This is a genomic window from Sorangium sp. So ce124, assembly GCF_051525235.1.
Classification (GTDB): domain Bacteria; phylum Myxococcota_A; class Polyangia; order Polyangiales; family Polyangiaceae; genus Sorangium; species Sorangium atrum.
The window spans coordinates 2,610,765-2,635,014 of sequence record NZ_CP150312.1 but is presented as its reverse complement, the minus strand read 5'-3'; the positions used below and the strand labels follow the sequence as shown (position 1 = coordinate 2,635,014).

Sequence of the window (24,250 nt, the reverse complement as noted above, 5' to 3'; positions counted from 1 at the left end):
GACCAGCGCGGCCGCGGCCGCGCGACGCCGCCGCGCCACCCGGTGCGCCGGGGCATCGGACGATGCGCCCGCAGAGCGCGGGGCGACCGGGCGACAGCGCGCGGTCGCTGGCGCGCGCCTCAGTCGATCTTGAGGAGTTCCTTGACCTTGGCGATGACTTGCGGGGCCTGGATGGGCTTCGTGATGTACGCGTTCGCGCCGAGCTGCAGCGCGCGCTGACGATCCTCCTGAGACCCCTCGGTGGTGATGATGATGATCGGGGTGTCCTTGTGGACCGGATCCGTGCGCACGCGCTTGACGAGCTTGAGCCCGTCCATGATCGGCATGTTGATGTCGGTGATGATCACGTCGTACTTGGTCGAGGCGAGCTTGCGGAGACCGTCGACGCCATCGTCCGCCTCGGTGACGCGGAGGTTCTTCACGCGCGCCAGCGCGAAGACCAAGAGCTGCCGCATCATGGGCGAGTCTTCAACGATCAGACACGAGTACTCGGCCATGATCAGTCCTCCAGGTCCAGGAATGCCTGGACGCCAGGCACCTTCCGGCCGGCGTCGGTGAAGAGCCGCGCGTTGATGAGGGCGGGGGCGGCCTGGGCCCCGAGGAGCTTGAAGAGCTCGGTGTCCACGTTCACGAACTCCGTCTTTTGCGGGAGCGTGCTGAAGATCGCGATGACACCCACGGTGCGCCCGTTGAAGTCGAGCGGGATCACTGCAGCGGGATCCTCGATGCTCCCCTTGGAGACGTCCTTGGTCTCGTCGAAGAAGATTTCCCCCTTCGAGAATGCCTGGCCGACGACGCCTTCGGTCACCGGCATGCGCACGATCTCCTCCACCGCGACGCCTTCGCTCGCGATCGAGACGAGCTCTTTACCATCGGGAGACGCCAGGTACACGGAGAAGGCGCCCGCCCCGAGGAACTGCGCCAGGAGCTCCTTCAGGTTGCGGAGGACATGGCGCACGTTGCGCGCCGCATGCAACTGCGACAGCGCGACGTACAGGTTCGCGAGGTTCGCTAGCTCTCCCTCCGCCTCCGAGTAGCGGCTGTTGAAGCGGTCCGAGGCCGCCACCATCCGCACCGACTGCGTCACGAGGTCGCGCTTCTCCTGCTCGAGCTCCTCGATCTTGCGGAGCAGATCACGGATGGCCGAGTCGCTCGCGAGGTGCGCGCGGAGCTTGCCGTTCTCCGACTCGAGCTCGGAGATCTTGTCGCGAAGGCGCTCGTTCTCGCGGAGGAGCTCCTCGGTCAGCTGCGCCCCCTTGCGGAAGAACTGCTGAATGAAGGCATCGCGCTCCTTCTTCAGGTCCTCGGGGGGACGATCGCTCGGACGCCCTTTTTTCTCCGTCATTTTATCCCGGGGTTCTCCAGAGCTTCGGACCGTATCATGCGGGGCTGACCGGACGGAAGCGTCGAGCGCGGGCCAGAGGGGTGCCCGGCGCCCCCGCCGAGGGCAGCGACCGGCAGCCGCGTCGCCGTCCCCGCGGACAACGTCGGTTCGGCCCCGCCGGCCCTACCCCGGGGACCGGACCCCGCCGTCTCGGCCCCCCTGCCCCCGTTGCCCCCACCGCCACGACTACGCCCTCTCCAGCTGCTTCATCTGCTTCAGCAACCTGGTCCACCTGCGCAGCTCCCGTCCGAGCAGCACGGGTGACTTCTGGAGCGACGCGATGTCGCGCGCCCCGACGAGCAGCATGACCGCCCGGAGCTCGGCCTCGACGGTCTCGAGGTACCGCACCGCTCCGTCCCGTCCCCCCGAGACGAACGCCTGGAGGACCGGACGCGCGATCCCGGCAGCATGCGCGCCGAGGGCAATCGCTCGAGCGATGTCAAGGCCGCTCGTGACGCCCCCGGTCGCGATGATGGTCTTGAAACGAGGACGGATAGCGCGGGCGATGAGCACCGAGGCGGCCGTGGGCACACCCCATTCGCGCAGCGCCTCACCGAGGGAGCGGGCTGCGCCCTCGGCGCGCGCCGCCTCGACGGCGACCCAGGAGGTGCCTCCGGACCCGGAGACGTCCAGATCGCGGACGCCTGCCCGGACCAGGCGGTACGCCGTCCCCGGGCCGATCCCGCAGCCGGTCTCCTTCGCGATGACCGGCACGCTGAGGCCGCTCGCGAGCCGGGCCATCGCGTCCAGCGCGCCGGCGAAGTCCCGGTCGCCGCCCGGCTGGACCAGCTCCATCGCGGGGTTCATGTGGACGCAGAGCGCGTCGGCGCCGACCTGGGCCACGAGCTCGGCGACCGCCTCCGTGGACAGCGATCGCGCCTGCACGGCGCCGATGTTCCCGAGGAGGAGGGTGGTCGGAGCGTGCGCGCGGACCTCGTACGTCGCGGAGGCGTCGCCGTTCAGCATCGCCCGCTGGCTCCCGAGCCCGAAGCCGTACCCGCGCTCCTCGGCGATCTGCGAGAGCTCCCGGTTGATCGCGTGCGCGCGCTCCGTCCCGCCGGTCATGGCCGCGATCAGGAGCGGAGCGCGGAGCCGCTTCCCGAGCAGCAACACCGAGGTGTCGATCGCGTCGAGGGAGAGCTCCGGCAACGCGTCGTGGATCAGCTCGACCTGCTCCAGCAGCGTGGTCTTGGCTCGAAACCCGACATCACCGGTCGCGCAGAGCTCGATGTGGTCCGCTTTCCTCTCGGAGATGTCCTTCGCCTCTTCCGTCATGGGGGCACAACTTTACGCGGTCGCCGACCGCCGTCGAAAAGGAAGTGGCATGGACAAAGAAACGCCAAAATTCGCCCCCCCGGGCCAGGCGTTGCCGCCCGGTCCGCCTTCTGCTGTAGCTACGGGGGAACTACCGCGCGACCGCCGCGCGGCGGTGGCATACAGTAGCTGTATGGACCTCCCGGACGAACCGCAGATCCGCTGGATCCTTCGTACGACCGCAGCGCTCCTCCAGCACGGCGCGGAGCCGGTGCGCGGGCTGGTTCAGCCGACGGCCGAGTTCTTCCCGGACGCGTTCGACGGCTCGCCGAAGACGGTGGCCGCCCTGATGCTGCGGGTCCAGGAGCACGCCGGGCTCCAGGATCTCCCGGTGGAGCTCGCGGTGGTCACCCCGGAGGGGCAGGCCAGCACCGTGAGCTGCTCGAGCGGCGCGTGCGGCGGGATGGCGCTGGAGTCGAAGCTGGAGCGCGTCGCCCCGCGCGGCGACGGCGGGTACCGGGTCGCGCTCTCCGCGGGCGAGCTCCGCAACCCCACGGTGCTCACGACGGCGTTCGTGCGCGCCGTGGCGTACATGTTCCTGAGCGAGGCCGGCGCCTTCGACGCGCTCGCGCCGTCGGACCGCGAGCCCGCCGTGGATCTCGCCGCCGTGCTGCTCGGCTTCGGTGTCCTCACCACGAACGGCTCTTACCTGTACGCGAAGGGCTGCGGCGGCGTGCAGGTGCACTCGGCGACCAAGATGCCGGTCGACGAGCTCGCGCTCGCGCTCGCCATTTACTGCCGGCTGCACGACGTGCCCGATCGGACCGCCGCGCGGCACCTCGACGTGACGCCGCGCGCCCACTTCGACGAGTCCGCCGTCTGGGCCAGCTCCAACGCCGCGCTCGTCCGCATGCTGCGCGCCGCGCCGGACCGGATCGCCGCGGACGACTACGCGATCGGCGAGTCGAGGAGCTGGCTGGCCCGCGCGCTCGGCCTCGGCAAGCGCCGGCCGACGCGGACGGCGGACGACGAGCTGCGCGAGCTCGAGCGAGAGCTCGCGCCCGCGGCCGGCGCGGCGAAGCCGCGACCGCTGGACGAGGGCAAGGCCAAGAAGCTTGCCGAGATCCGTGCTCTCGTGGACGAGAGCCTGGGGAGCTGAATGAGCGTACGACTCTGGGACAAAGGGGGCGCGACCGACGCCCAAATGCTGCGTTACACCTCGCGCGACGACTGGCAGCTCGATCAGCGCCTGCTCGCGTACGACCTGCGGGCCACCGTCGCGCATGTCCGCGGGCTCGCGCGGATCGGCGTGCTCAGCGAGGCGGAGCGGGACGCGCTCGTCCGCGAGCTCGAGGTGCTCGCGGCGCAGAACGAGGCCGGCGAGCTGCGGCTCACCGAGGACGACGAGGACGGCCACAGCGCGATCGAGGCCGCGCTGGTCGCCCGCATCGGCGACGCGGGCAAGAAGGTGCACACCGGCCGGAGCCGCAACGATCAGGTGCTCGTCGCCACGCGCCTGTACGAGCGCGACGCGCTGGACGAGCTCGCCGAGAACGCGACGGCCGGCGCCCGCGCGCTGCTCGAGCTCGCCAGGCGCGAGGCGGAGACGCCGATGCCCGGCTACACGCACCTGCAGCGGGCGGTACCGTCGTCCGTCGGCTACTGGGCCGCCTCGTTCGTCGAGGGGCTCACCGACGCGATCGACGTGGTGCGCGCGACGCGGGCGCTCGTCGATCGCTGCCCGCTCGGGGGCGCCGCGGGCTTCGGCGTGAACCTCCCGCTCGATCGCGTCGGCGTCGCGCGCGAGCTCGGGTTCGCCGGCGTGGCGCTGAACCCGCTCGCGTCCCAGACGTCGCGCGGCATCATCGAGGCGCAGATCCTCGCCGCCGCGTGGCAGGTGATGGCCGTGAGCCGCCGGCTCGCGTGGGATCTCAGCCTGTTCGCGATGAGCGAGCTCGCGTTCATCCGCCTCCCGGAGGCGTTCACGACCGGCTCGTCGATCATGCCGCAGAAGCGCAACCCCGACGTCGTCGAGCTCATGCGCGCCGCGTGCTCCGTCGTCCAGGGGGCGCTCGCCGAGGTGCAGTCGATCGTGGCGCTCCCGTCGGGCTACCACCGCGACCTCCAGCTCACGAAGGGCCCCACGATGCGCGGGCTCGACGAGGCGCTCGCGACGTCGCGCCTCTTGCCGCGGCTCGTCGAGGGGCTCGCGTTCGACCGGGAGCGCATGGCCCGCGCGATCACGCCGGAGTGCTTCGCCACGGATCGCGCCGTCGAGCTCGCCGTGGAGGGCGTCCCCTTCCGCGAGGCCTACCGCAAGGTCGCGGCCGAGATCGCGGCGCTGCCGGCCGGCGACGCCGCGGCGAGCCTCCGCGCGCGCGTGTCGCTCGGAGCTCCGGGCAACCTCGCGCTGGACGATCTTGCCCGCAGGCTCGATCGCCACGCCCGCTAGCTCCGCCCGTCAGAGCTCCCGCGGTGGGCGCGCGCGCCGCGCCGTCGCCGCCCGCCCGAGGTCCGGGGCCCCGGCTCCGCGTGTCAGCGATCCCTGATGGAATTCCTGACACGCGGAGCTAGCGCCGCCGCGTCAGCTCGCGGACGGCGCCCGGGTCCGCCACCAGCACGAGGGTCGCCATGTCGAGGAACAGCCCCGTGTCGACGACGCCGGGGATCTTGCGGATGCGCGCGTCGACCGCTGCGGGCGCGTCCATCGGGCCGAACGCGGTGTCGAGGATCCAGTTGTGGTTGTCGGTCTGGAAGGGATACCCGTCCGCGTTCTTGCGGATCGCCGGCTTGCCCCCGAGCGCGGTCAGGTGCCGCGCGGCCGTCGTGCTCGCGAAGGGCACCACCTCGACGGGGATGGGCACGCGCGAGCCGAGCTTCTCGACGAGCTTCTCGGGCGTGACGAGGATGATGAACTCCGCGGCCTCGTAGGCGACCACGCGCTCGCGGAGGAGCGCGCCGCCGAGGCCCTTGATGAGGCCGAGGTCGGGCGCCACCTCGTCGGCGCCGTCGACGGCGACGTGGAAGCGCTCGACCTCCTCGAGCGACACCATCGGGATGTTCTCGCGGCGGGCGAGCTCCGCCGAGCGCTCCGACGTGGCGACGCCCTTGATCTGGAGCCCTCGGCGGACGCGCTCCCCGAGGCGGCGGATGAAGGCCTCGGACGCGCGCCCGGTGCCGAGCCCGAGCAGCATCCCGCTGTCCACGCGCGCGAGCGCGGCGTTGGCGATTCGATCGAGGTCGGAGGGGTCCGGTCCCGCGGTGCTCATGCGCTGCTCATCGGCCATCGGGACCGTCAGCGCAACGGGATTTTGTCGAGCTCGTCGAGCGGCCCCGGGCAGAGCGGCCGGAGCCTGCACCCCTTGCACTCGGCGCCGGTCCAGATCGCCTCGAACGTCGCCTGCATCTCGTCGAGCAGGAGGTCGTCGTCCGTGAGCACGCCCGCCTCGAAGTTCCGCCGCCCCTCGCCCTTCGCCCCGAGCCCGGCGCCGGTGAGGTTCGCGGAGCCGAGGTACAGGAGCGCGCCGTCGACGGCGATCATCTTCAGGTGGACCCGCGGGCAGCGGCGCATCTCGATCGGCGGCCGGGGCCGCCGCCGGAGCTCGGCGCGGAAGGCGCGCGACGGGATGCCGGCGTGCAGCAGGCGCAGCTCGACCCCCCGGGCGGCGAGCGCGTCGAGCAGGTCGAGGAACGACATGTACCGGCCGCGCGCCCGCGCCCTCGATCCGATGGGCGCCTCCACGCGCAGCTCCTTCACGTTGGCCGTCGCGATCCACACGGACACGCGCGCGTTCGCGACGGCGCCCATCACGAGCGCGTCGTAGTGCGCCCTGTCGCGGAGGAGCGTCAGCTCGACGCGCCGCTTCAGCGGCGATCGCGCCTTCGCCTCGGGTTCGGTCCCCGCGCGTGCCCGCGCCCGCGGGCGCGCCGGCCGAGCGCTCACGCCCGTCGACCGGCGCTGGAGGGCGCCTGATCGAGCTCGAGGTGGGCGCTGAGCAGGGCCCGGACGTCCTCCGGCATCGGGACCGACACCAGCTGCACGAGGTCGGTGGTCACCGCCGTGTGCCGCAGCTCCGCCGACAGCACGCCGTCGTGGGCGCGGTGCATGCGGTACCGGAGCGTGGCGCTCCGCCGGCCGATATGGACGACCGACGTCTCGATCCGGAGCGCCTGGCCGTAACGCACAGGCGCCGCGTAGTCGGCCTCGACCCGCACCGCCGGCAGCCCGATCCGCCGCTCGAGGATGAGCCCGGCGTAGCCTCCCTCGAGCGGCGCGAAGAACCGCTCCATCGCCTCGTGCGCGTAGTTGAGGAAGCGCGCGAAGAAGACGATGTTCGCGGCGTCCACGTCTTCGAACTTGATCGGGCGCTCGAGGGAGACCATCGCGGCTAGGACAGGTCCTCGGCGAGCTTGTCCAGGGTCGCCCTCCCGAGCGGCGCCTTCACCGCGTAGCGCGGGTGCCCGACGACGATCGATGCCGTCGCCTTCCTCGCCTTGATCGCGGCCTGCGCCTCGGCCGGGAGATCCGCCTTGAGGTAGTGCACGGCCGTCGTGCGATCCTCCATCGATCCGTCGCGCTTGCCGAGCGCCCGCGCGGCGACGCCGTCGACCTCGATCGACACCGTGTCCTCGAGGCCCACCAGATCGACGAGCATCCGGTCGCGCAGCGCTCGATCGGGGATCTCGACGAAGAGCGTCATGCTGAGCTGCCCTGCGCCCGGGATGAGATCGTTGTAGGTCTCGATCTCGTGGAGGATGCCGCTCTCGCTCGTGATGCGCTCGGTGCGAAGCATCTCCTGGATCTGGAAGAGCACCGAGTCGCGGTTCTCGAACACCGCGGTCAGGTGGTCTCCGATCCGCACGCGGCGGGGCCGCTTCTCCTGGATGATGCGGCTCCGGAATCGCTCGCGGATCGCCTCGTATTCGCCGATCCCGAGCACCTCGTTGCGATCGATGGGACGCATGACGCTCCTCTCCTTGACGACTTCGGACCGAGGTTCACGGCGTCGGGCCGAGCCCGTACGCGTGGGCGAGCGCCTCGACCGGGTGCAGCACCTTCGCGCCGTTCTCCTTGACCATCCTGAGACCCGCGAGGGTGCAGTCGCTGACGATGACGTCCGCGCCGCCGACGCCGCGCACGAGCTTCGACGCGTACTTGCGCCCGGTCTCGTAGTGGGCCGCCTTCATCCCCCATGTGCCGTCCACCGCCGAGCACTGCTCGATGACGCGCACGTCGGTGTCGGGGACGACGCCGAGCACCCTGGCGCCGGGGAAGCCGATCTTCTGCGCGCGCAGGTGGCACGCGGCGTGGTACGCGATCGTGCCGAGCCCCTTCTTGAACTCGCGGTTGAGCTTCTTCTCGCGGCCGAGCTGGACGAGGAACTCCATCATGTCGACCGTCGCGGCCGCGACCTCGCGGGCCTCTGCCGTCTGCAGGTACTCCGGCCACTCCTTCTTCATCGTGTAGCCGCACGTCGGGCCGATCACGACGATCTTCCTCCCCCTGCGCACGTGCGGGAGCAGGAGCGCGACGTTGTGCTTCACCTTCGCGGTGAAGGCCGCGAGATCGCCGCCGTCGAGGTTCGGCATCCCGCAGCACGTCAGCGCCCCCGCCGGCGTGCCTCGCGGCTCGTCCGCCGAGGAGCAGCCCGGGACGTGCACCGCGTAGCCGTTGTGCTCGAGGACGCGGACCGCCGCCTCGGGGACCGCGGGCGTGTTGTACTCGCCGTAGCAGGTCGCGAAGAGCACCACGTCGCCTTGCTTGCCGGCGTCGGCCGCGGCGCCGTGCTCCGCGAACCAGGACGAGAACGGCTTGCGCGCCATCTCCGGGAGCGGGAACTCCGACGAGATCCCGGTCACCTTCTCCTGCACCTTGCGCAGCAGGCGGCTCGCCTGCACGAGGTTCGCGAGCGGCGCGACGGCGCCGGAGCCCAGCTCGCCGATCAGCTGCGGCTCGCCGAGGATCCTGTCCACCAGCGGGATGCCGTCCCGCTGGGCGCGCACCGCGCGCTCTCGCGCGAGCACGCGCGGGAAATCGAGGAGCTCGTAGGCGTGCTCGTCGGCCGTGTACGGGCACTTGATGTAGCAGAGCTTGCACTGCCAGCACTCGTCGCCGACGGCCTTGAAGTCATCGTAGGTGAGGGCCTCGGCGCCTTCGGCGACGCCGGCCTCGATGTCCCTGTCGACGCGGGCGAAGAGCGCGGGGAACGAGCCGCAGTATCCGACGCACATGCGGCATTCGTGGCAGATCTGGAACGTTCGCCGCAGCTCTGCCTCGAGATCGCGGGGCTCGAGATATCGCTCGTCGTTCGGCGATGTCGCCGGTGGACGGTCTGGTGCACGCCGGATGACGCTCACTGGTCGGCTCCTCTCAAAAGCTTCAACTTGGGGTACGGCGCGGAGGGACGGCTCGCCGCGCGGCCCGGCGCCGGACGGCCGTCGAGGTCGCGATGGCGCGCGCGCCCCGGGTCGAGTCGCCGTCGGTTCGGCGCGCCCCGGAGCGCTCGCGCTCTCGCGTCGGTCGCCCTCAGAAGTCGAGCGACTGCAGCGCCTTCGTGAAGCGCCCGGCGTGCGACTTCTCGGCCTTCGCGAGCGTCTCGAACCACTCTGCGATGTCCTCGAAGCCCTCGTCGCGGGCCTCCTTCGCGAAGCCCGGGTACATCGTCTCGTACTCGTGGGTCTCGCCGGCGACGGCGGCCTTCAGGTTCTTCTCCGTGCTGCCGATCGGCAGGCCGGTCGCCGGGTCGCCCGCCTGCTTGAGGTAGTCGAGGTGGCCGTGCGCGTGGCCGGTCTCGCCGTCCGCCGTGTCCTTGAAGAGACCGGCGACCTCGGGGCGACCTTCGACGTCCGCGACCTTTGCGAAGTACAGGTAGCGGCGGTTCGCCTGCGACTCCCCAGCGAACGCGTCCTTCAGGTTCTGGTGCGTCTTCGTGCCCGTAAGCTGCTTGGTTGTCATGGGTTCGCTCTCCTTCTGTTGAACGGCTGCGATGATAGGTCCCTGATGCCCGCGCAGGTCAGCTCGGCGGCGCGGTGGATCCGCTAGACACGTCCAGGGCGCCGCGCTCCTCGAACCCCTGCGGGGCGAACTCGACTGCTCGCCGCGCTTCGCCCGGCGTCCTGCGCCTTGCCCCGCGCATTTTCGCCCCCCCGGGTGCCCTTCGCGCAGGCAGCGCAGAGCCCCCGGTAGATCCGCTCGACGGCGCGGACCTCGAAGCCCGGCGCGGCCGCGAGGGGCGCGGGGACGATCTCGTCCGAGCGCTCGGCGGACGGATCGCCCGGCTGGCACGGCACATCGCGGACGAGCCCGCAGCGATCGCAGACCGCGTGATGATGCGCCGCCATGTTCGGGTCGAAGCGCGAGGCGCCCGGCGACAGCGACAGCGCGACGCACAGCCCCGCGGACGCCAGGGCGTCGAGCGTGTTGTAGACGGTGGCGAAGCTCATGGTCGGCAGCGCCGGCCGGAGCCGTTCGAACAGCTCCTGCGCCGTCGGATGCGTCGGATCGGCCGCGAGCTCGCGCACGATCGCCAGGCGCTGCGGCGTCAGCTTGAGCCCCGACGCTCGCACGCACGCCAGCATGGAAGCGATCCGGGTATCCTCCTCGACCGCCCTGCGCTCGAAGCCAACCGCGCGCCCCCGGGCATCGCGGGGCGCAGCCCCCTTTGCAGCAGCTATCCGCGAGGTAGCCACAGCGAGATGTGTACTTAGAAGGTTTCTCAGCTGCAAGTCCTAATAATTGCCGACGGACCGCCAGAAAAATCCGGGGCTCGCGCGGATTTGGGCGAAGCCTGGCGAGCTGGATGAGCTTGGCGAAACCGTCGGGGCTGACGAAACTGACGAAACTGACGAAACCGACGAAACACCCCGGACGTCGCGCCGCGACGCCATGCTCTGCGGCCGCCGGGAGGTCTTGCGAGGCTAGAGGGCCTCTGCCATAGTGCGCGCCCCGCGCTGCCGGCCCCCGCCGGCTTGCATTCTGCCCGCCAACTGGGCCAGTTTTTTTCCCAGCAGAGGACGCTTCTAGACATGCCGACCGACGCCATTCAGTGCAAACCGCTCGAGGTCGCCGTGGGCGACAAGGGCATCGAGCGCGCCATCAAACATCTCAAGAGGAAGATGGCTGCCGAGGGGATCCTCCGCGAGCTGAAGCGGCGTCGGCACTACATGAAGCCGTCCGTGAAGCGACGGAAGAAGGCCTCGGAGGCCGCTCGTCGCCGCCGGAAGCGGTCCAAGATGGACATGGTCGCCTAGCGCGACTGGAGCGACTGGAGCGACCGCCCCCGCGCGAGAGCAGCCGGCCAAGACGCAGAAGACGCACACGGACGCTTGATTCGAGCGTCCGCGGCGTGCTCTGCGTCTTGTCATTTTGTTCGTCCAGCGGTCACCCCGGCGGCGTGGTGCAACCGCGCCTGAGCGACGCGGAGGCGGTGCCCGCGCCGCGTCTAGCCTGGCGAGGTCCCGATGCGCGCCGTGGTGCTCACGACGTCCTATCCGGTCAGCGACGAGGATCCTTCCGGCCACTTCGTGCGGTCGTCGGCGGAGGCGCTCACGCGCAGCTGCGCCGAGGTCCACGTGATCGCCGCCGGGGGCTCGGTGCTCGATCCGCCTCATCGAGACGGCCGGCTCGTCGTCCATCGTGCAGGCGGGGGCGCGCTGTTCTCGTGGCCCGGCGCCGTGGCCCGCGCGCGCGAGTCGCCGCTCCGGCTGCTCTCCGCGGCGCCGTTCGCGGCCGGCGTGCTCGATCGGCTCCGTGAGATCGGGCCGGTCGACCGCGCGGTGGCGCACTGGATCATCCCGTGCGCGTGGCCGCTCCTGCTCGCCCTGCCGCGCACGCCGCTCGAGGTGCACGCGCACGGCGCCGACGTCCGGCTCCTGCTCCGCGCGCCGCGCGCGGCGCGCGGCGCGGTGGTGAGCGCGCTCCTCCGGCGCGACGCGCGCTTCGTCTTCGCGGCGCGCGCGCTGCGCGATGCGCTCGCAGGCTCGCTCGCCCCGGAGCAGGCTCGCGCGCTGGACCTCGCCTCGTGCGTCGAGCCCCCCGTGTTCGATCTGCCGCCAGTGGCCGGGCGCGCTGCCGCGCTCCGTCGCGAGATCGTGAAGGGCCCCCGCGAGCGCCTCGCCGTCGTCGCGTGCCGGCTGATCCCGACGAAGCGGGTCGAGCTCGCGATCGAGGCGGTGCGCGCTGCGGGACCCGGGTTGCGCCTCGTCGTCGTCGGCGACGGTCCACAGCGCGGCGCGCTCGAGCGCCTCGCGAGCGGCGGCGACCTCGACGCAGGGAGCTCACGCGGCGCGGGCGTCACGGCGACGAGCGAGGGCAGCGCGGCGGTGCGCTTCACGGGCACGCTCCCGCGGAGGGAAGCGCTCGCATGGATCGGCGCAGCAGACGTGCTGCTGCACCCTTCATCGCACGAGGCCGCCCCCACGGTGATCCGCGAGGCGCGCGCGCTCGGCGTGCCCGTCATCGCCTGCGACGCGGGCGACGTGGTCGCATGGTCGAGGAGCGACGACGGCATCCTCGTCGCTGACGGCACCGCGCAGAGCCTCGCGGCCGCGCTCCGCGGCATCTGACCGCGCCGCTCGGATCGCGCGCCCGCGGCGTCGCGCGGAGAGCCCCGGCGTTCTCGCCGGCCGATCCGCGCCACGCGCCCCGCTGCAGCAGCGCCAAACGCCCCGTCTGGAGCGAGTCCGCGATCCTCGATGCGATCCCCTTGCAATTCCCAAGGCTTCGACTACGGTGCGCCCTCGCTCCGCAGCGAAACGAGGCGGCGGAGTGGCTCGGGGCGTAGCGCAGCCTGGTTAGCGCACTTGACTGGGGGTCAAGGGGTCGGTGGTTCGAATCCACTCGCCCCGACTGGTCCGGCGGAGAGTTCTCCGGCGGACCTTTCGGCTTTGTAGGGCTTCAGCTTCTGTCGACTGTGAACGCGCCGGACAGCGGCCGCGCGGCGGCATCATCGAGTTCCGGTGTCGTCCTGGTCAGCCGGCTCCCGGCGTTCGCCGCGTCATCCGGCGAGCGAGGGCGGTGAGACAGGCGTGACGGGCCGATCGGTCTCGCCGGCGAGCTCGTCCTCGATGGCGATCATGGCGGCCATGACCAGGTGTTCGCTGAACGGGAAGCCGACCACCTGCACCCCGACGGGCAGCCCGACGCTCTTCGCATCGATCTCGGCGGCCCGCTTCTCCAGCCGGTCGCGCGGCCGCTCGCGGCGCGCCTCCTCGGGCCGCACGCGGGTCACGGGGACGACGCCGGCCGGGAACTGCGTGAGGTTCCAGAGCATCGCGGCGCTGCCCGCGAGGACGAAGTCGCGCGACGCGGTGTGCGGCAAGGCCGGCGTGGCGTACGGCGGGCAGAGCAGCAGGTCGAGCGCTTCGGCGCGCATCGCCGACGCGATCGCGGCGCGCGCCTCGCGCAGGGCGTGCGTGGTGCGCCAGAACTCCGAGACCGACTTCGGCCCGGTGACCTCGAGGAGGCGCTGGAGCCGCCGCTCGCCCGCGAGGCCAGCGACGCGCGCGGCCGCGCGGCGCGCGAACGGCGGGAGCGAGGCCATCGTGCGGAGCGAGCGGAGCGAGACGTCGATGTCCGTCCGCTCGCTGCCGTCCTCGCCGGCGTCGAGGAGCGACAGCGCCGTCGCGCCGCCGTCCGCCGAGAGCGCTGCAAAATACGCGTAGACCGCGTCGGGGATCCCGGGCGGCGTGAACGGCACGACCGTCGCGCCCCGCGCGCGCAGGGCCGACGCCGCCTTCGCGACGGCGCGGGCGACGGCGGTCGAGGGCGGGACCAGCCCGTCGTCGCAGTAGAACCCGACGCGCAGGCGCGCCACCTCGACGCTCGCCGGCTCGACCATCGGGAGCGGCGGCACGCGCACGTCGAGCTCCGCCATCGACGCGGGATCGAGCTCGGACATGACGAGCGCGACGTCGCGGGCGCTCCTGGCCATCGGTCCGATCTGCGCGCGGATCGCCTCCTGCCCGAGGAGCGCCGTGTTGCTCCCCTTGTTGGTCCAGCGATCGAGCGTGGGCTTGAGGCCGACGATGCCGCAGCAGTGCGCGGGGACGCGGATGCTGCCGCCGATGTCCGTTCCGATGCCGAGCGGCGACATCCCCGCCGCGATGGCGGCCGCCTCGCCGCCGGACGAGCCGCCCGGGCTGTGATCGAGGCTCCACGGGTTCGCCGTCTGCCCGAAGAGCGGGTTGCGCGCCTCGTTGTACAGGAGCAGCTGCGAGACGTTCGTGCGCCCCAGGATCACGGCCCCGGCGCGGCGGAGCAGCGCCGTCACCGTCGCGTCGCTGGTCGCCCGGTGCCCCCTGCGGGAAGCGACGCCGAGCGTGGAGGCCATGCCGGCCATGTCGAGCGACTCTTTCACGGTGATCGGGAGCCCGTGGAGCGGGCCGCGGATGTCCCCGCGACGGCGCTCCTCGTCGAGGCCGCGGGCGGCCGCGAGCGCCTCGTCGTGGAGCACCTGGGTGAACGCGTGCAGCCGCGGTTCGAGCGCGTCGATGCGCGCCAGGTGCGCCCGCGTGAGCTCCTCGGAGCTGATCTCGCGCGCCGCCAGGAGCGCGGCGAGCACGGTCGCTGAAAGATGGGTCGGATCGGTCGATGCGCTCACGGCGATTCGACGAGTATCACAGGTCCGCGCGCGCCAAGGATTGCTAGGCTCCGCTGCCGCGCGCCCACCGCGCGGAGAGCGCCGAAGCCATGCAGCCGCTGCCGATCGATCCGATCCTCCCCGATCTCTGCGCCGCCCTGCGCGCGCGCCCGAGCGTGGTGCTCGAGGCCCCGCCCGGGGCGGGCAAGACGACGCGCGTACCGCGCGCGCTGCTCGACGCGGGCTTCGCGGAGCGCGGCGAGATCCTGGTGCTCGAGCCGAGGCGGCTCGCGGCGCGCCTGTCCGCGCGGCGCGTGGCCGAAGAGCTCGGCGAGCGCGTGGGCGAGACCGTGGGCTACACGATGCGCTTCGAGGAGGCGTCCAGCCCGGCCACGCGCGTCCGCTTCGTGACCGAGGGCGTGCTGACGCGGCGGCTCCTCGTCGACCGCGAGCTCCGGGGCGTGAGCGCCGTCGTGCTCGACGAGTTCCACGAGCGGCACCTCGCAGGCGACGTCGCGCTCGCGCTGCTGCGGCGCCTGCAGCGCGGCGCGCGGCCCGATCTCCGCCTCGTGGTGATGTCCGCGACGCTCGACGCCGGGCCGATCGCGGCGTTCCTCGGCGGGCCGGAGGCGCAGCCCGCCCCGGCGGCCGAGGCTGGACGCGGCCACGACGCGACGGCGGCCGGAGCCTCGATGGCCCCGACCCTGCGCGCCGAGGGGCGGATGTTCGACGTCGCGATCGAGTACCTGCCGAGCGCCGGGGTGAGCGCGTCGACCCACGCCGCGGGCGACCGCCGCGCCCGGGCGCACTGGGGCGACAGGACGCTCGAGAGCCTGGTCGCGTCGTCGGTGCGGCAGCTCGTCGAGGAGGGGCTCGACGGCGACGTGCTGGTGTTCCTGCCCGGCTCCGCGGAGATCAGGCGGGCGATGGACGCGTGCTCAGCCATCGCGAAGAGCGAGGACCTGCTGCTCCTGCCGCTCCACGGCTCGCTGTCCGCGGCGGAGCAGGACCGCGCGGTGCGCCCCGCGGATCGGCGCAAGATCATCCTCTCGACCAACGTGGCCGAGACCTCCGTGACCATCGACGGCGTCGTCGCGGTCGTCGACAGCGGCCTCGCGCGCGTGGCCGCGCACGCGCCGTGGTCTGGGTTGCCGACGCTCCGCGTCGCGCCCATCGCCCGCGCCTCCGCGGCGCAGCGCGCGGGGCGCGCCGGGCGGACGCGGCCCGGCCGCTGCCTCCGGCTCTACACGCGCGGTGATCTCGCCTCGCGGCCGGAGCACGAGGCGCCCGAGATCCGCCGGCTCGACCTCGCGGAGACGGTGCTCGAGCTCTGCGCCGCGGGGGTCACGGATCTCGAGGGGTTCGGGTGGCTGGAGGCGCCGCCCGCCGCCGGCCTCGCCGCGGCCGAGGCGCTGCTCGTGCGGCTCGGCGCGCTCGACGAGGGGCGGCGCGTGACGCCGACCGGACGGCGGATGCTTCGCTTCCCGGCGCACCCGCGCCAGGCGCGGATGATCGTCGAGGCCGAGCGCCGCGGCGTCGCCGACGACGGGTGCACGCTCGCGGCGCTCGTCGCGGAGCGCGACCTCGGCGCGCCGTCGGGCGCGCGGGAGCCCCATGGTCGGAGGAGCGACGCGCGGCACAGCTCCGACCTGCTCGCCGCGCTCCAGGCCTTCGAGGAGGCGGATCGCGCGCGCTTCGCGGTGGACCGTCTGCGGTGGCTGGGCGTGGACGCGGCGCGCGCGCTCACCGTGGAGCGGACGCGCAAGCAGCTCTCGCGGCTCGCCGATCGCCGCAGCGCCGCGCCGCCGGAGACCGTCGAGGCCCGCGAGATCGCCCAGCGCATCGCGATCCTCTCCGGATACCCCGACCGGGTCGGGCGCCTCCGCCGGCCGACCAGCGCGACGGGGCGGACCGGACGGGAGGTCGTGCTCGCCGCCGGCGGGACGGCCGCGCTCTCCGAGGCGAGCGTCATCGACGACGTCGATCTCGTCGTCGCGGTCGACATCGAGGAGCGCAGCGAGGGGCGCTCGGCGCGCACGGTCGTCCGGGCGGCGAGCGCGATCGAGGCCGACTGGCTGCTCGACCTCTTCACGGACGCGATCCGGGACACGACGGAGGCGACGTGGAACGCCGCCGCGGAGCGCGCCGAGGTCGTGCGCCGGCTGTCGTACGACGCCCTCGTGCTCGAGGAGGCGCGGCCAGCCGCGGGGGCGGGCGGTCCGCTGGCGGAAGCGGCGGCGCGGGAGCTCGCGGCGCAGGCGAGGGCGAAGGGGTGGCGGGCGTTCGTGAAGGGCGACGCCCTCGAGGGCTGGCTCTTGCGGGTCGCGTTCGTGCGCGCACACTGCCCCGACGCAGCGTTACCCGACGTGGACGAGGACGCGGTGCTCGCCACGCTCGAGGCGCTCTGCGACGGGCGCCGGAGCTTCGCCGAGCTCCGCGACGCCGATCTCTCGAGCGCCGTGCAGGCCTCGCTGAGCCCCGCGAAGGCGCGAGCGCTCGCCGAGCTCGCCCCCGAGTCGATCGTCCTGCCCGGCGGCCGGCGGGCGCGCCTCGAGTACGCGGCGGGCGCGCCGCCGTCGCTCGCCTCCCGCCTGCAGGACTTCTTCGGCATGGCGGAGGGCCCGCGCGTCGCCGGTGGCCGGGTGCCCGTGGTGCTGCACCTGTGCGCGCCGAACCAGCGCCCCGTGCAGGTCACGACCGATCTGTCGGGGTTCTGGGCGCGCCACTATCCCGCCATCGCGAAGGAGCTCCGCCGCCGCTACCCGAAGCACGCGTGGCCGGACGACCCCGCCCACGCCGCGCCGCCTTCGCGCGCGCCGCTCCGCAAGGCTTGAGTCAGCGCACGACCGCCACGCTCCGCGCCGTGTCGGCGACCGTGCGGAGGAGCATGCGCACGATCCCCTCGCCGAGGGGCAACGTGAACGCGACGTCGCTCTCGCGCTGCGCGACCTGCATCGGAGGGACGGAGCCGTAGCCGAAGCCCCACGAGGAGAGCACGCTCGCGATCCTGGCGATCTGCTCGAGGTTGCGGAGCGCGACGGCGCCGTTCGCCGCGCTCTGCGGGTCCGTGTACGTGAGGGCGCCGGCGAAGTTGACCCCGGGCGGCTGGAAGTTGCCGATGACGCGCACGTACTGGAGCCCCGCGAGGAAGGGGAGCTGCCCCGCCGCAGACGAGACCGCCGCCTGGCTCGAGAGGTCGCCGGCCACGGCGAACGACGCGCCCTTCGTCCCGAGCAGCTCGACCATCCACGAAGGCACGGAGCGCTTCAGCTTGCCGGAGCGGAGCCGATCGAGGGCCCGCCGCATCCCGGTCTCGTTGCCGGTGAGGATCGTGTGCGGCGTGAGCACGACGAAGCCGACGTTGCCGGCCGTGAAGAGATCGTTGTCCGCGTAGCGCGTCTTCACGAGCGGCGCGCCGATGACGGTGACCGACCTGGCGTCGGCGGAGCGGCGGATCGCGTCGACGTCGAAGTTGCCCTGCATCACGGCGCAGAAGTCCGCGCCCTGCATGGCGTAGAGACCGCCGTAGACCTTCACGATGTCGCGCGACGGGACGAAGTTCGACTCGGGGCCCAGCGGGAGCAGGCTCGTGACGATCTGGTTGACCTCGCCCCCCAGGCCGGAGGTGAACATGGCCGCCGCGTCGAGGTAACCGAGCATCACCGCGCCGCTCGGAAGGACGGCCAGCGGGTCGCGATCGATCGCCGTCGCGTCGATCTTCTCTCCGCCGACCAGCGCGAGGCTGTCGTCGGCGCCACCGCAGCCGCCGAGCGCCGGGAGGGCGAGCGCCGCGATCGCGATCGCGCGCGCCGCGCGGCGCAGGGCGGCGGCGCCTCGGGAATGGAACAGCGTCCGCACCATCGCGCTCGCCATCAAGCTCGCTCGTGCGGCGGGTCGGGGCGCTCCAGCGGGAAGGAGCCGATGATCTTCAGCATCTTCGTCTCGCGCTTCACGCCCTCGAGCGCCGCGACGAGCGCCCGATCGGTCGTGTGTCCGCTGACCTCTACATAGAACACGTAGTCCCAGCCCTCGCCGGGGACGGGGCGGGAGTGGACCCGCCGGAGGTTGCAGCTGCGCTCCTTGAAGTGCTGGAGGATGTCGTGGAGCGCGCCGGGCCGATCGTGGACGCTGAAGAGGACCGCCGTGGCGTCGTGGCCCGAGCGCGGCGAGGGGAGCCGGGACAGCACCGCGTAGCGGATCCGGAGCTCCCCCTCGTCGCCGACGTTCTCGCGCGCGACCCTGAGCTCCTGCCCGCCGCCCGCGAAGCCGCGGGGGACGATGGCGGCGCTGCCCTCGTTCTCCGCCGCGAGATCCCAGGCGGCCTGCGGGCCCCGCACGTCGAGCACCAGCGCGCGCGGGTGCTGGAGCTCGAGGTAGTTCACGCAGGCCACGTGGTCCTGCGGCGAGGCGTACACCCGCTCGACGTCGGCGAGGTTGCCCGTCCGGTTCACGAGATCGAGCGCCTGCACCAGCTGGCGCTCGCCGACCACCTTGAGGTCGGCGCCGCCGATCGCCTGGATCGTCGGGAAGATCGGCCCTTCTTTGAGCGATTCGTACGGGACCACAGCGAAGTCTGCGCGCGAGCGCGCGACCTCCTCGATGGCGGCGAGGGGGCTGTCGGCGCGGACGAACTCGCCGCCGATCCCGAAGTGATCGTGCGCCGCGGTCCAGCCATAGTCGCCCTCGGCCCCCAGGTACGCCACCCGGGGCGCGACCTCGAACGCGCGCGAGGCCGCGTCGATGGCGACGAAGATCGGCCGCACCGCGCGCTGCGGGAACGGCGGCGTCACGGCGCGCTCGAGCGCCTGCACGTGGGCGGCGTCGGCCGTGGGGGCGAACCGGGCCGTGCCCGTCCTCAGCTTGGCGAGCTCGTGCGCGATGCGAGCCCGCCGCTCGATGCTGCGAAGGATTTCTTGATCCAGCTCCGTGAGCTGCCGGCGGAGCTCCTCAAGTCGCTTTCTCTCATCCATCCAGGGCACCCTAGCACCGCGCCCGGCGCCGGTGGGCACGCAGCACGGCCGGCGCACCACGACGGCGCCGCTGCGCGCTGCGCCGCGCTGGCCACACCCCCGTCGCTGCTCGCCGAGCTGGCGTCAGGCCGCCGCGGAGGAGGCGGACGACGCGCTGGAGTCGCTCTTGGTGCCGCCGCTCGCCGACGAGGCGCTGCTCGACCCCGAGTCCGAGCTCGCCCCTTCCGACCCTGACGAGCTGCCCGACCCGCCGTCCGACTTCGCGGGCGGCTTGTTCGAGCCCGACGCATAGAGGTCGGAGTACCAGCCGCTGCCCTTGAGGATGAAGCCCGTGCCGCGCGAGATCTGCCGCCGGGCTGTCGCGTTGTGACACGACGGACACTCCGAGAGCGGCGCCTCCTTGATGGACTGCTCGGCCTCCCATTCATGCGCGCAAGATGTGCAGGCGTACTCGTAAGTCGGCATGACGTTTCTACTCCTCGGAACAACCCGAGGAGTATGGTCACGTTAGCCACCTGTCAAGGCGGCTGCCAAAAGCACACCTTGCGCCGTGGACATCGCACCACCCGCGGGATGCGCAAGACTTGGTCCTCGGTGCGCGGGCGGAGCCAGGATTCCGAGCTTGCCGCGCGGCGCCAGCCCACGTAGACCCCGAGACGCCAGTTGTGACGGTACGTGGCGTGCTGTGACGATACGTTTAAGCCCGCCCGGCCGGTCCCAGGGACGTCATGCGCATTCGTAAGCTCGAGATCAGCGGGTTCAAATCGTTCGTCGACCGGACGGTGGTCCATTTCGACACGGACGTGGTGGGCATCGTCGGTCCCAACGGCTGCGGCAAGTCGAACATCGTCGACGCCATCCGGTGGGCGATCGGCGAGCAGAGCGCGAAGCACCTGCGCGGCAAGTCGATGTCGGACGTCATCTTCAACGGCTCCGAGACCCGCGCCCAGCACGGGATGGCCGAGGTGACGCTCACCTTCGACAACAGCGAGCCGACGGCGGCGTCGCAGCTGCCGCTCGAGTACCGGGACTACGCGGAGATCGCGGTGACGCGGCGGCTCTTCCGCGACGGGACGAGCGAGTACCTCATCAACAAGACCCAGGTCCGGCTCAAGGACGTGACCGACCTCTTCCTCGGCACCGGCGTCGGCACGAAGGCCTACTCCATCGTCGAGCAGGGCAAGATCGGGCTCATCGTCTCGGCGCGCCCCGAGGACCGGCGGATGCTCATCGAGGAGGCCGCCGGCATCACGAAATACAAGGCGAGGAAGAAGCAGGCCGAGCAGAAGATGGACCAGACGCGGCAGAACCTGCTCCGCGTGGGGGACATCGTCTCCGAGATCCAGCGGAACCTCGCGTCCTTGAAGCGCCAGGCGGCCAAGGCCGAGCGGTACGTCAACTACCGCAAGGAGCTGGAGGACCTCGTGCTCCACGAGGCGTCGCACAAGCTCCTGGAGCTCACGGTGCTCACGCAGCACGAGTCGCTCGGCAGGGCCGCGCACGCGGAGCGCGAGCAGGCGTCGCGCACCGCGCTCTCGGCGCGCGAGGCCGAGATCGAGGTCACCCGGCTCGAGGCCCTCGCCTGCGAGGAGCGGGCCGAGCGCGCGCAGAACGAGGCGTTCGCGGCCGACAACCAGGTGCGCACCCACGAGGCGGAGATCGCGCGGGCGCGCGACCGCCTGCGGCACCTCGAGGAGCGGCTCGTCACCGCGGCCAAGGAGCAGGGCGAGCTCGAGAAGACGGTCGAGGAGCTCAGCGCAGAGAAGGCGCAGCTCGAGGCGCAGCTCGCCGGCGTCGACGAGGAAGAGGCGCGGGAGAGCGAGCTCGCGCTCGAGCAGCACGAGCGGCTCGAGGAGCTGCGCCACGGCGAGCGCACCGCCGAGCACGAGGTCGCCGCCCTGCGCCGGCGGGCCGCCGAGGCCACCGCGGCGGTCGCGGCCGCCGAGGCGTCGCTCGCCGGGTTCGATCGGCGCATGACGGAGATGAGCCAGCGGCGGGCGAAGCTCGAGGACGAGCTCGGGCGGCTGATGTACGAGTCCGAGGAGCTCGAGCGGCGGCGCTCGTCGCTGACGCGCAACGTCGCGGAGCTCGCCGAGGGGAAGCGGCTCTCGGCCGAGGAGCGGTCGCGGCTCGACGTCGAGATGAAGGCGCTGCGCGAGCAGGCGGTCTCGAGCGACCGCGCCGTGGAGCACGCCAAGAACGAGCTCGGGCAGCGGCGCAACCGGCTCCGCGCGCTCGAGGAGCTGCACGCGCGGCTGGAGGGCGTCGGCGCCGGGGTGAAGAACCTCCTCAAGACCAAGGACCCGGCGCTGCTCGGGCTCGTGGCCGACCGGATCGAGGCGCCGGCCGAGCTGACCGCGGCCTTCGCGGGGCTGCTCGGGGACCGGCTGCAGTGCGCGGTGGTGAGCGACGTCGAACGCGGGATCGCGCTGCTCGCGGATCTGTCGAAGAACAACCGCGGGCGGGCGAGCGTGATCGCGGCGCGGCCCTCGTTCGTGGCCGGCGCGACGCGGCGGCCTCCTCGCGGGGAGGGCGTGCTCGGGCCGCTCGTGGACCGGCTCGTCTTCGCGCCCGAGGACGAGGCGCTGGCGCGCGCGCTCGTGGGGGACGCGGTGGTCGTCGCCTCCGCCGAGGTCGCGGCGCGGCTCGCGGCGGAGGGCGCGGGGTGCACGCTCGTGACGCTCGACGGCACCGTCCTCCGCGAGGACGGCGTGGTGAGCGGCGGCTCGGGCGACGCGGTCGCGGCCGGCATGATCGAGCAGAAGCGGGAGATGCGCGCGCTGCACGAGTTCGTCGCGACCAAGTCGGAGGAGGTGACGGCGCTGCTCGACGCGCAGCAAAAGCTCCGCCTGCGCATCACCGAGGTGGGGACGGCGCTGGAGCGGGCGCGGAGCGAGGCGCACGAGGGAGAGCTCGCCCTCGTGACGGCCGAGAAGGACCTCCGCCGCGCGGAGGAGCAGCTCGCCGCGGCGCAGAAGCGCGAGGGCGTGGTGCGCTCCGAGCTCGAGGACCTCGCCGACAACCTCGACGCCGGCGGGAGCGAGCAGCAAGCGGCCCGCGACAAGCTCGAGGCGGGGCGAGCGACGCGCGAGGCGGCGGCGGCCGGCCTCGAGCACGCCGAGCAGGTCGCGGCCGAGTGGCGCGAGCGGGTGCTCGGGCAGCAGTCGGTCGTGACCGAGCGCAAGGTGAAGCTCGCGCGCGTGCGCGAGCGCGCCGCGGCGGCGCGGGGCACGGTCGAGCGGCTCACGCGGTCGTGCAACGAGCTCCGGGGCCGGATCGCCCGGCTCGACCAGGAGCGGACGGAGAGCGCCGTGGGCGCGGGGAAGGCCGCGGCGACGATCATGATCGCGCGCGAGGCGCTGGTCCGCGCCGTCGCGGAGGCGCACGCGGCGCAGGCCGCGCTGACCGAGGCGCGGCGCTCGCTGGACGAGGCGCGGCAGGCGCACGGGGTGCGAGAGGCCGACCTGCGCGGGCTGCGGCAGGAGCTGGCCGAGGTGTCGGAGCGGCTCCGCAAGCACGAGCTCGCGCTGGAGCGGCTGCGGGTCGAGCACGACCACCTCATCGAGGGGGTGCGCGAGCGCTTCCGCGGGCTGGAGCTCGCCCGCGTGGTCGGCGACTACCACAAGCGGCCGCCCGCCGACGCCTCGCACCGCGCGCGCATCCAGGAGCTGACGGAGCTGCTCGACCGCATGGGCCCCGTCAACCTCGACGCCGTGCGCGAGCACGCCGAGGCCGAGGAGCGGTACACGTACTACTCGGGCCAGAAGGCCGATCTCGAGAAGGCCCTCGACGACCTCGAGAAGGCGATCGCCCAGATGAACCGCGAGTCGAAGCGGCTCTTCAAGACGACGTACGACGGCATCAACGCGCGCTTCAAGGCGCTGTTCCCCAAGATGTTCCGCGGAGGGCAGGCGGAGCTCAGGCTGACGAACCCCGACGACATGCTGGAGACGGGGATCGAGATCCTGGCGCAGCCGCCGGGCAAGAAGCTCGGGAACATCGAGCTCATGAGCGGCGGCGAGAAGGCGCTCACCGCGGTGTCGCTCATCTTCGCGATCTTCCAGTTCAAGCCGTCGCCGTTCTGCATCCTCGACGAGGTCGACGCGCCGCTCGATGAGGCGAACGTGGCCCGCTACAACGAGGCGATCCGGAGCATGACGAGCCACTCGCAGTTCATCCTCATCACGCACATCAAGCGCACGATGCAGTCGGTCGACGTGCTCTACGGCGTGACGATGCAGGAGCCCGGCGTCTCGAAGCTCGTCAGCGTGAAGATCAACGAGACGGCGAAGCGGCCGGAGCGCGAGGCGGCGCCGGCGGCGGCGGTGGCGTGAGCGCGGACGGGACGGCCGGGCGGCGCCTGTCGCGCGGCGCCTCGGGGCTCCGGCACCTCCGCTGGGCCCGCGAGGTGCTGGCGACGCTCGAGGCCCACGTCGAGCACAACACGGCGCTCTCCGGCGCCGATCGCGAGGCGCTCCGGGGCGAGGCGAGCGCGCTCGCGGCGGCGGTGCAGGCGCTCAGCGGGGCGGTGAAGCCGTACCGGGATTTCCTCGAGCGGACGCGGGTCCGCCACCGCGGGCGCGTGCGCGTCGCGGAGTACCTGGTCCGAGAATCCGACGCGGGCGAGGCGGGCGGCACGGCGCACGCGCACCTTGGTGCGGCGCGCGCGCACCTTGAGGAGGCGCTTGTGGAGCTCACCTGGATGGAACAGGCGCAGCGCCAGCCGCTCAAGGCAGCGCTCTCGGCCGAGATCGATCGGCTGCGCGAGGCGATGGCGCGGATGGATGCGCACCTCGCGGGGCGGATCTCCGAGAAGTTCGTCGAGAGCCTGTACCCGCCGCTCACGGACGACGCGACGAGGGTCGCCGACGACGGCGATCCGGACGACGACGCGACGGCCAGCCCTCGATAGCCGCGCGAAGCGGGCGAGCCGAGCGGCTGGCGAGCGGCTCGAAGGAGACCGGCGACGCGACGAGGTCGCCTGGCAGGCACAGCGGAACGGATCACCATGCCTGCACGCCGGGGTGGAGATGCGGTAAGGATCCTCGAAGGACTCCTGAAAC

General features: G+C 72.5%; 21 protein-coding genes and 1 tRNA gene. 8 read left to right on the top strand and 14 right to left on the bottom strand.

Annotated elements, in window-relative coordinates; translation table 11 throughout:
• Nucleotides 1-119: 119 nt before the first annotated feature.
• The 3 genes from WMF19_RS10055 to fni all read right to left on the bottom strand — a co-directional run bounded on the left by WMF19_RS10055 (nt 120) and on the right by fni (nt 2,659).
• Nucleotides 120-497 (bottom strand): response regulator, encoded by a 378-nt coding sequence (locus WMF19_RS10055; RefSeq protein WP_012234398.1) that lies wholly within the window; start codon nt 495-497, stop codon nt 120-122.
• Nucleotides 498-499: 2 nt separating this feature from the next.
• On the bottom strand, nt 500-1,345 hold the full coding sequence (locus tag WMF19_RS10050; RefSeq protein WP_272101442.1) for a GAF domain-containing protein: 846 nt from the start codon (nt 1,343-1,345) through the stop codon (nt 500-502).
• 225 nt (nt 1,346-1,570) lie between these two features.
• Nucleotides 1,571-2,659: a type 2 isopentenyl-diphosphate Delta-isomerase gene (gene fni / locus WMF19_RS10045; protein ID WP_437898869.1), complete on the bottom strand. Its 1,089-nt coding sequence runs from the start codon at nt 2,657-2,659 to the stop codon at nt 1,571-1,573.
• 172 nt (nt 2,660-2,831) lie between these two features.
• Here fni and WMF19_RS10040 point away from each other — a divergent pair, with 172 nt between their 5' ends.
• The gene (locus WMF19_RS10040) at nt 2,832-3,797 is read left to right on the top strand and encodes a hypothetical protein (protein ID WP_437898868.1); all 966 of its coding nucleotides are present in this window, start codon (nt 2,832-2,834) and stop codon (nt 3,795-3,797) included.
• On the top strand, nt 3,798-5,090 hold the full coding sequence (argH, locus tag WMF19_RS10035) for an argininosuccinate lyase (protein WP_437898867.1): 1,293 nt from the start codon (nt 3,798-3,800) through the stop codon (nt 5,088-5,090).
• Between the two features lie 118 nt (nt 5,091-5,208).
• Here argH and rpiA read toward each other — a convergent pair whose 3' ends face one another.
• From rpiA to WMF19_RS10000, 7 genes are all read right to left on the bottom strand, one after another.
• Nucleotides 5,209-5,907, bottom strand: a complete 699-nt coding sequence (rpiA, locus tag WMF19_RS10030) for a ribose-5-phosphate isomerase RpiA (protein ID WP_437898866.1) — start codon at nt 5,905-5,907, stop codon at nt 5,209-5,211.
• A gap of 26 nt (nt 5,908-5,933) precedes the next feature.
• On the bottom strand, nt 5,934-6,581 hold the full coding sequence (locus WMF19_RS10025; RefSeq protein ID WP_437898865.1) for a phospholipase D family protein: 648 nt from the start codon (nt 6,579-6,581) through the stop codon (nt 5,934-5,936).
• Complete coding sequence (locus WMF19_RS10020) at nt 6,578-7,021, bottom strand: acyl-CoA thioesterase (RefSeq protein ID WP_437898864.1); 444 nt, start codon at nt 7,019-7,021, stop codon at nt 6,578-6,580. Before WMF19_RS10020 ends, WMF19_RS10025 begins: the two co-directional genes overlap by 4 nt.
• Nucleotides 7,022-7,026: 5 nt before the next feature.
• Nucleotides 7,027-7,602, bottom strand: coding sequence for a DUF3501 family protein (locus WMF19_RS10015; RefSeq protein WP_437898863.1), 576 nt, complete (start codon nt 7,600-7,602; stop codon nt 7,027-7,029).
• 34 nt (nt 7,603-7,636) lie between these two features.
• Nucleotides 7,637-8,995, bottom strand: coding sequence for a hypothetical protein (locus WMF19_RS10010; RefSeq protein WP_437328511.1), 1,359 nt, complete (start codon nt 8,993-8,995; stop codon nt 7,637-7,639).
• Nucleotides 8,996-9,164: 169 nt separating this feature from the next.
• On the bottom strand, nt 9,165-9,593 hold the full coding sequence (locus WMF19_RS10005) for a rubrerythrin family protein (protein ID WP_272101433.1): 429 nt from the start codon (nt 9,591-9,593) through the stop codon (nt 9,165-9,167).
• 83 nt (nt 9,594-9,676) lie between these two features.
• Nucleotides 9,677-10,216: a Fur family transcriptional regulator gene (locus WMF19_RS10000; protein WP_437898861.1), complete on the bottom strand. Its 540-nt coding sequence runs from the start codon at nt 10,214-10,216 to the stop codon at nt 9,677-9,679.
• A gap of 447 nt (nt 10,217-10,663) precedes the next feature.
• Between WMF19_RS10000 and rpsU the strand changes: the two genes are divergently transcribed.
• The 3 genes from rpsU to WMF19_RS09985 all read left to right on the top strand — a co-directional run bounded on the left by rpsU (nt 10,664) and on the right by WMF19_RS09985 (nt 12,485).
• Nucleotides 10,664-10,888, top strand: a complete 225-nt coding sequence (rpsU, locus tag WMF19_RS09995; RefSeq protein WP_012234386.1) for a 30S ribosomal protein S21 — start codon at nt 10,664-10,666, stop codon at nt 10,886-10,888.
• A 210-nt stretch (nt 10,889-11,098) separates the two neighbouring features.
• Nucleotides 11,099-12,202, top strand: a complete 1,104-nt coding sequence (locus tag WMF19_RS09990) for a glycosyltransferase (RefSeq protein WP_437898860.1) — start codon at nt 11,099-11,101, stop codon at nt 12,200-12,202.
• 208 nt (nt 12,203-12,410) lie between these two features.
• Nucleotides 12,411-12,485, top strand: a tRNA-Pro gene (locus WMF19_RS09985).
• A gap of 148 nt (nt 12,486-12,633) precedes the next feature.
• Here the strand turns inward: WMF19_RS09985 and WMF19_RS09980 are convergent.
• On the bottom strand, nt 12,634-14,238 hold the full coding sequence (locus tag WMF19_RS09980; protein ID WP_437898859.1) for an amidase family protein: 1,605 nt from the start codon (nt 14,236-14,238) through the stop codon (nt 12,634-12,636).
• Between the two features lie 89 nt (nt 14,239-14,327).
• Here WMF19_RS09980 and hrpB point away from each other — a divergent pair, with 89 nt between their 5' ends.
• Complete coding sequence (gene hrpB, locus WMF19_RS09975) at nt 14,328-17,051, top strand: ATP-dependent helicase HrpB (RefSeq protein ID WP_437898858.1); 2,724 nt, start codon at nt 14,328-14,330, stop codon at nt 17,049-17,051.
• A 1-nt stretch (nt 17,052) separates the two neighbouring features.
• On the opposite strand, the gene WMF19_RS09970 is transcribed toward hrpB, so the two are convergent.
• From WMF19_RS09970 to WMF19_RS09960, 3 genes are all read right to left on the bottom strand, one after another.
• Nucleotides 17,053-18,090 carry a hypothetical protein gene (locus tag WMF19_RS09970; protein WP_437898857.1) on the bottom strand — a complete coding sequence of 346 codons (1,038 nt, stop codon included), beginning with the start codon at nt 18,088-18,090 and terminating at the stop codon, nt 17,053-17,055.
• Complete coding sequence (locus WMF19_RS09965; protein ID WP_437328505.1) at nt 18,090-19,187, bottom strand: bifunctional chorismate mutase/prephenate dehydratase; 1,098 nt, start codon at nt 19,185-19,187, stop codon at nt 18,090-18,092. The genes WMF19_RS09970 and WMF19_RS09965 overlap by 1 nt, the downstream gene beginning before the upstream one ends.
• A gap of 123 nt (nt 19,188-19,310) precedes the next feature.
• The gene (locus WMF19_RS09960; RefSeq protein WP_272101426.1) at nt 19,311-19,652 is read right to left on the bottom strand and encodes an FmdB family zinc ribbon protein; all 342 of its coding nucleotides are present in this window, start codon (nt 19,650-19,652) and stop codon (nt 19,311-19,313) included.
• 263 nt (nt 19,653-19,915) lie between these two features.
• Between WMF19_RS09960 and smc the strand changes: the two genes are divergently transcribed.
• Together smc and WMF19_RS09950 are read left to right on the top strand one after the other, a co-directional pair.
• Entirely contained in the window at nt 19,916-23,521 is a 3,606-nt protein-coding gene (gene smc / locus WMF19_RS09955; RefSeq protein WP_437898856.1) for a chromosome segregation protein SMC, read from the top strand.
• A complete protein-coding gene (locus WMF19_RS09950; protein ID WP_437898855.1) occupies nt 23,518-24,099 on the top strand; it encodes a hypothetical protein in 582 nt (193 codons plus the stop codon). Before smc ends, WMF19_RS09950 begins: the two co-directional genes overlap by 4 nt.
• The last annotated feature ends 151 nt before the right edge of the window (nt 24,100-24,250 follow it).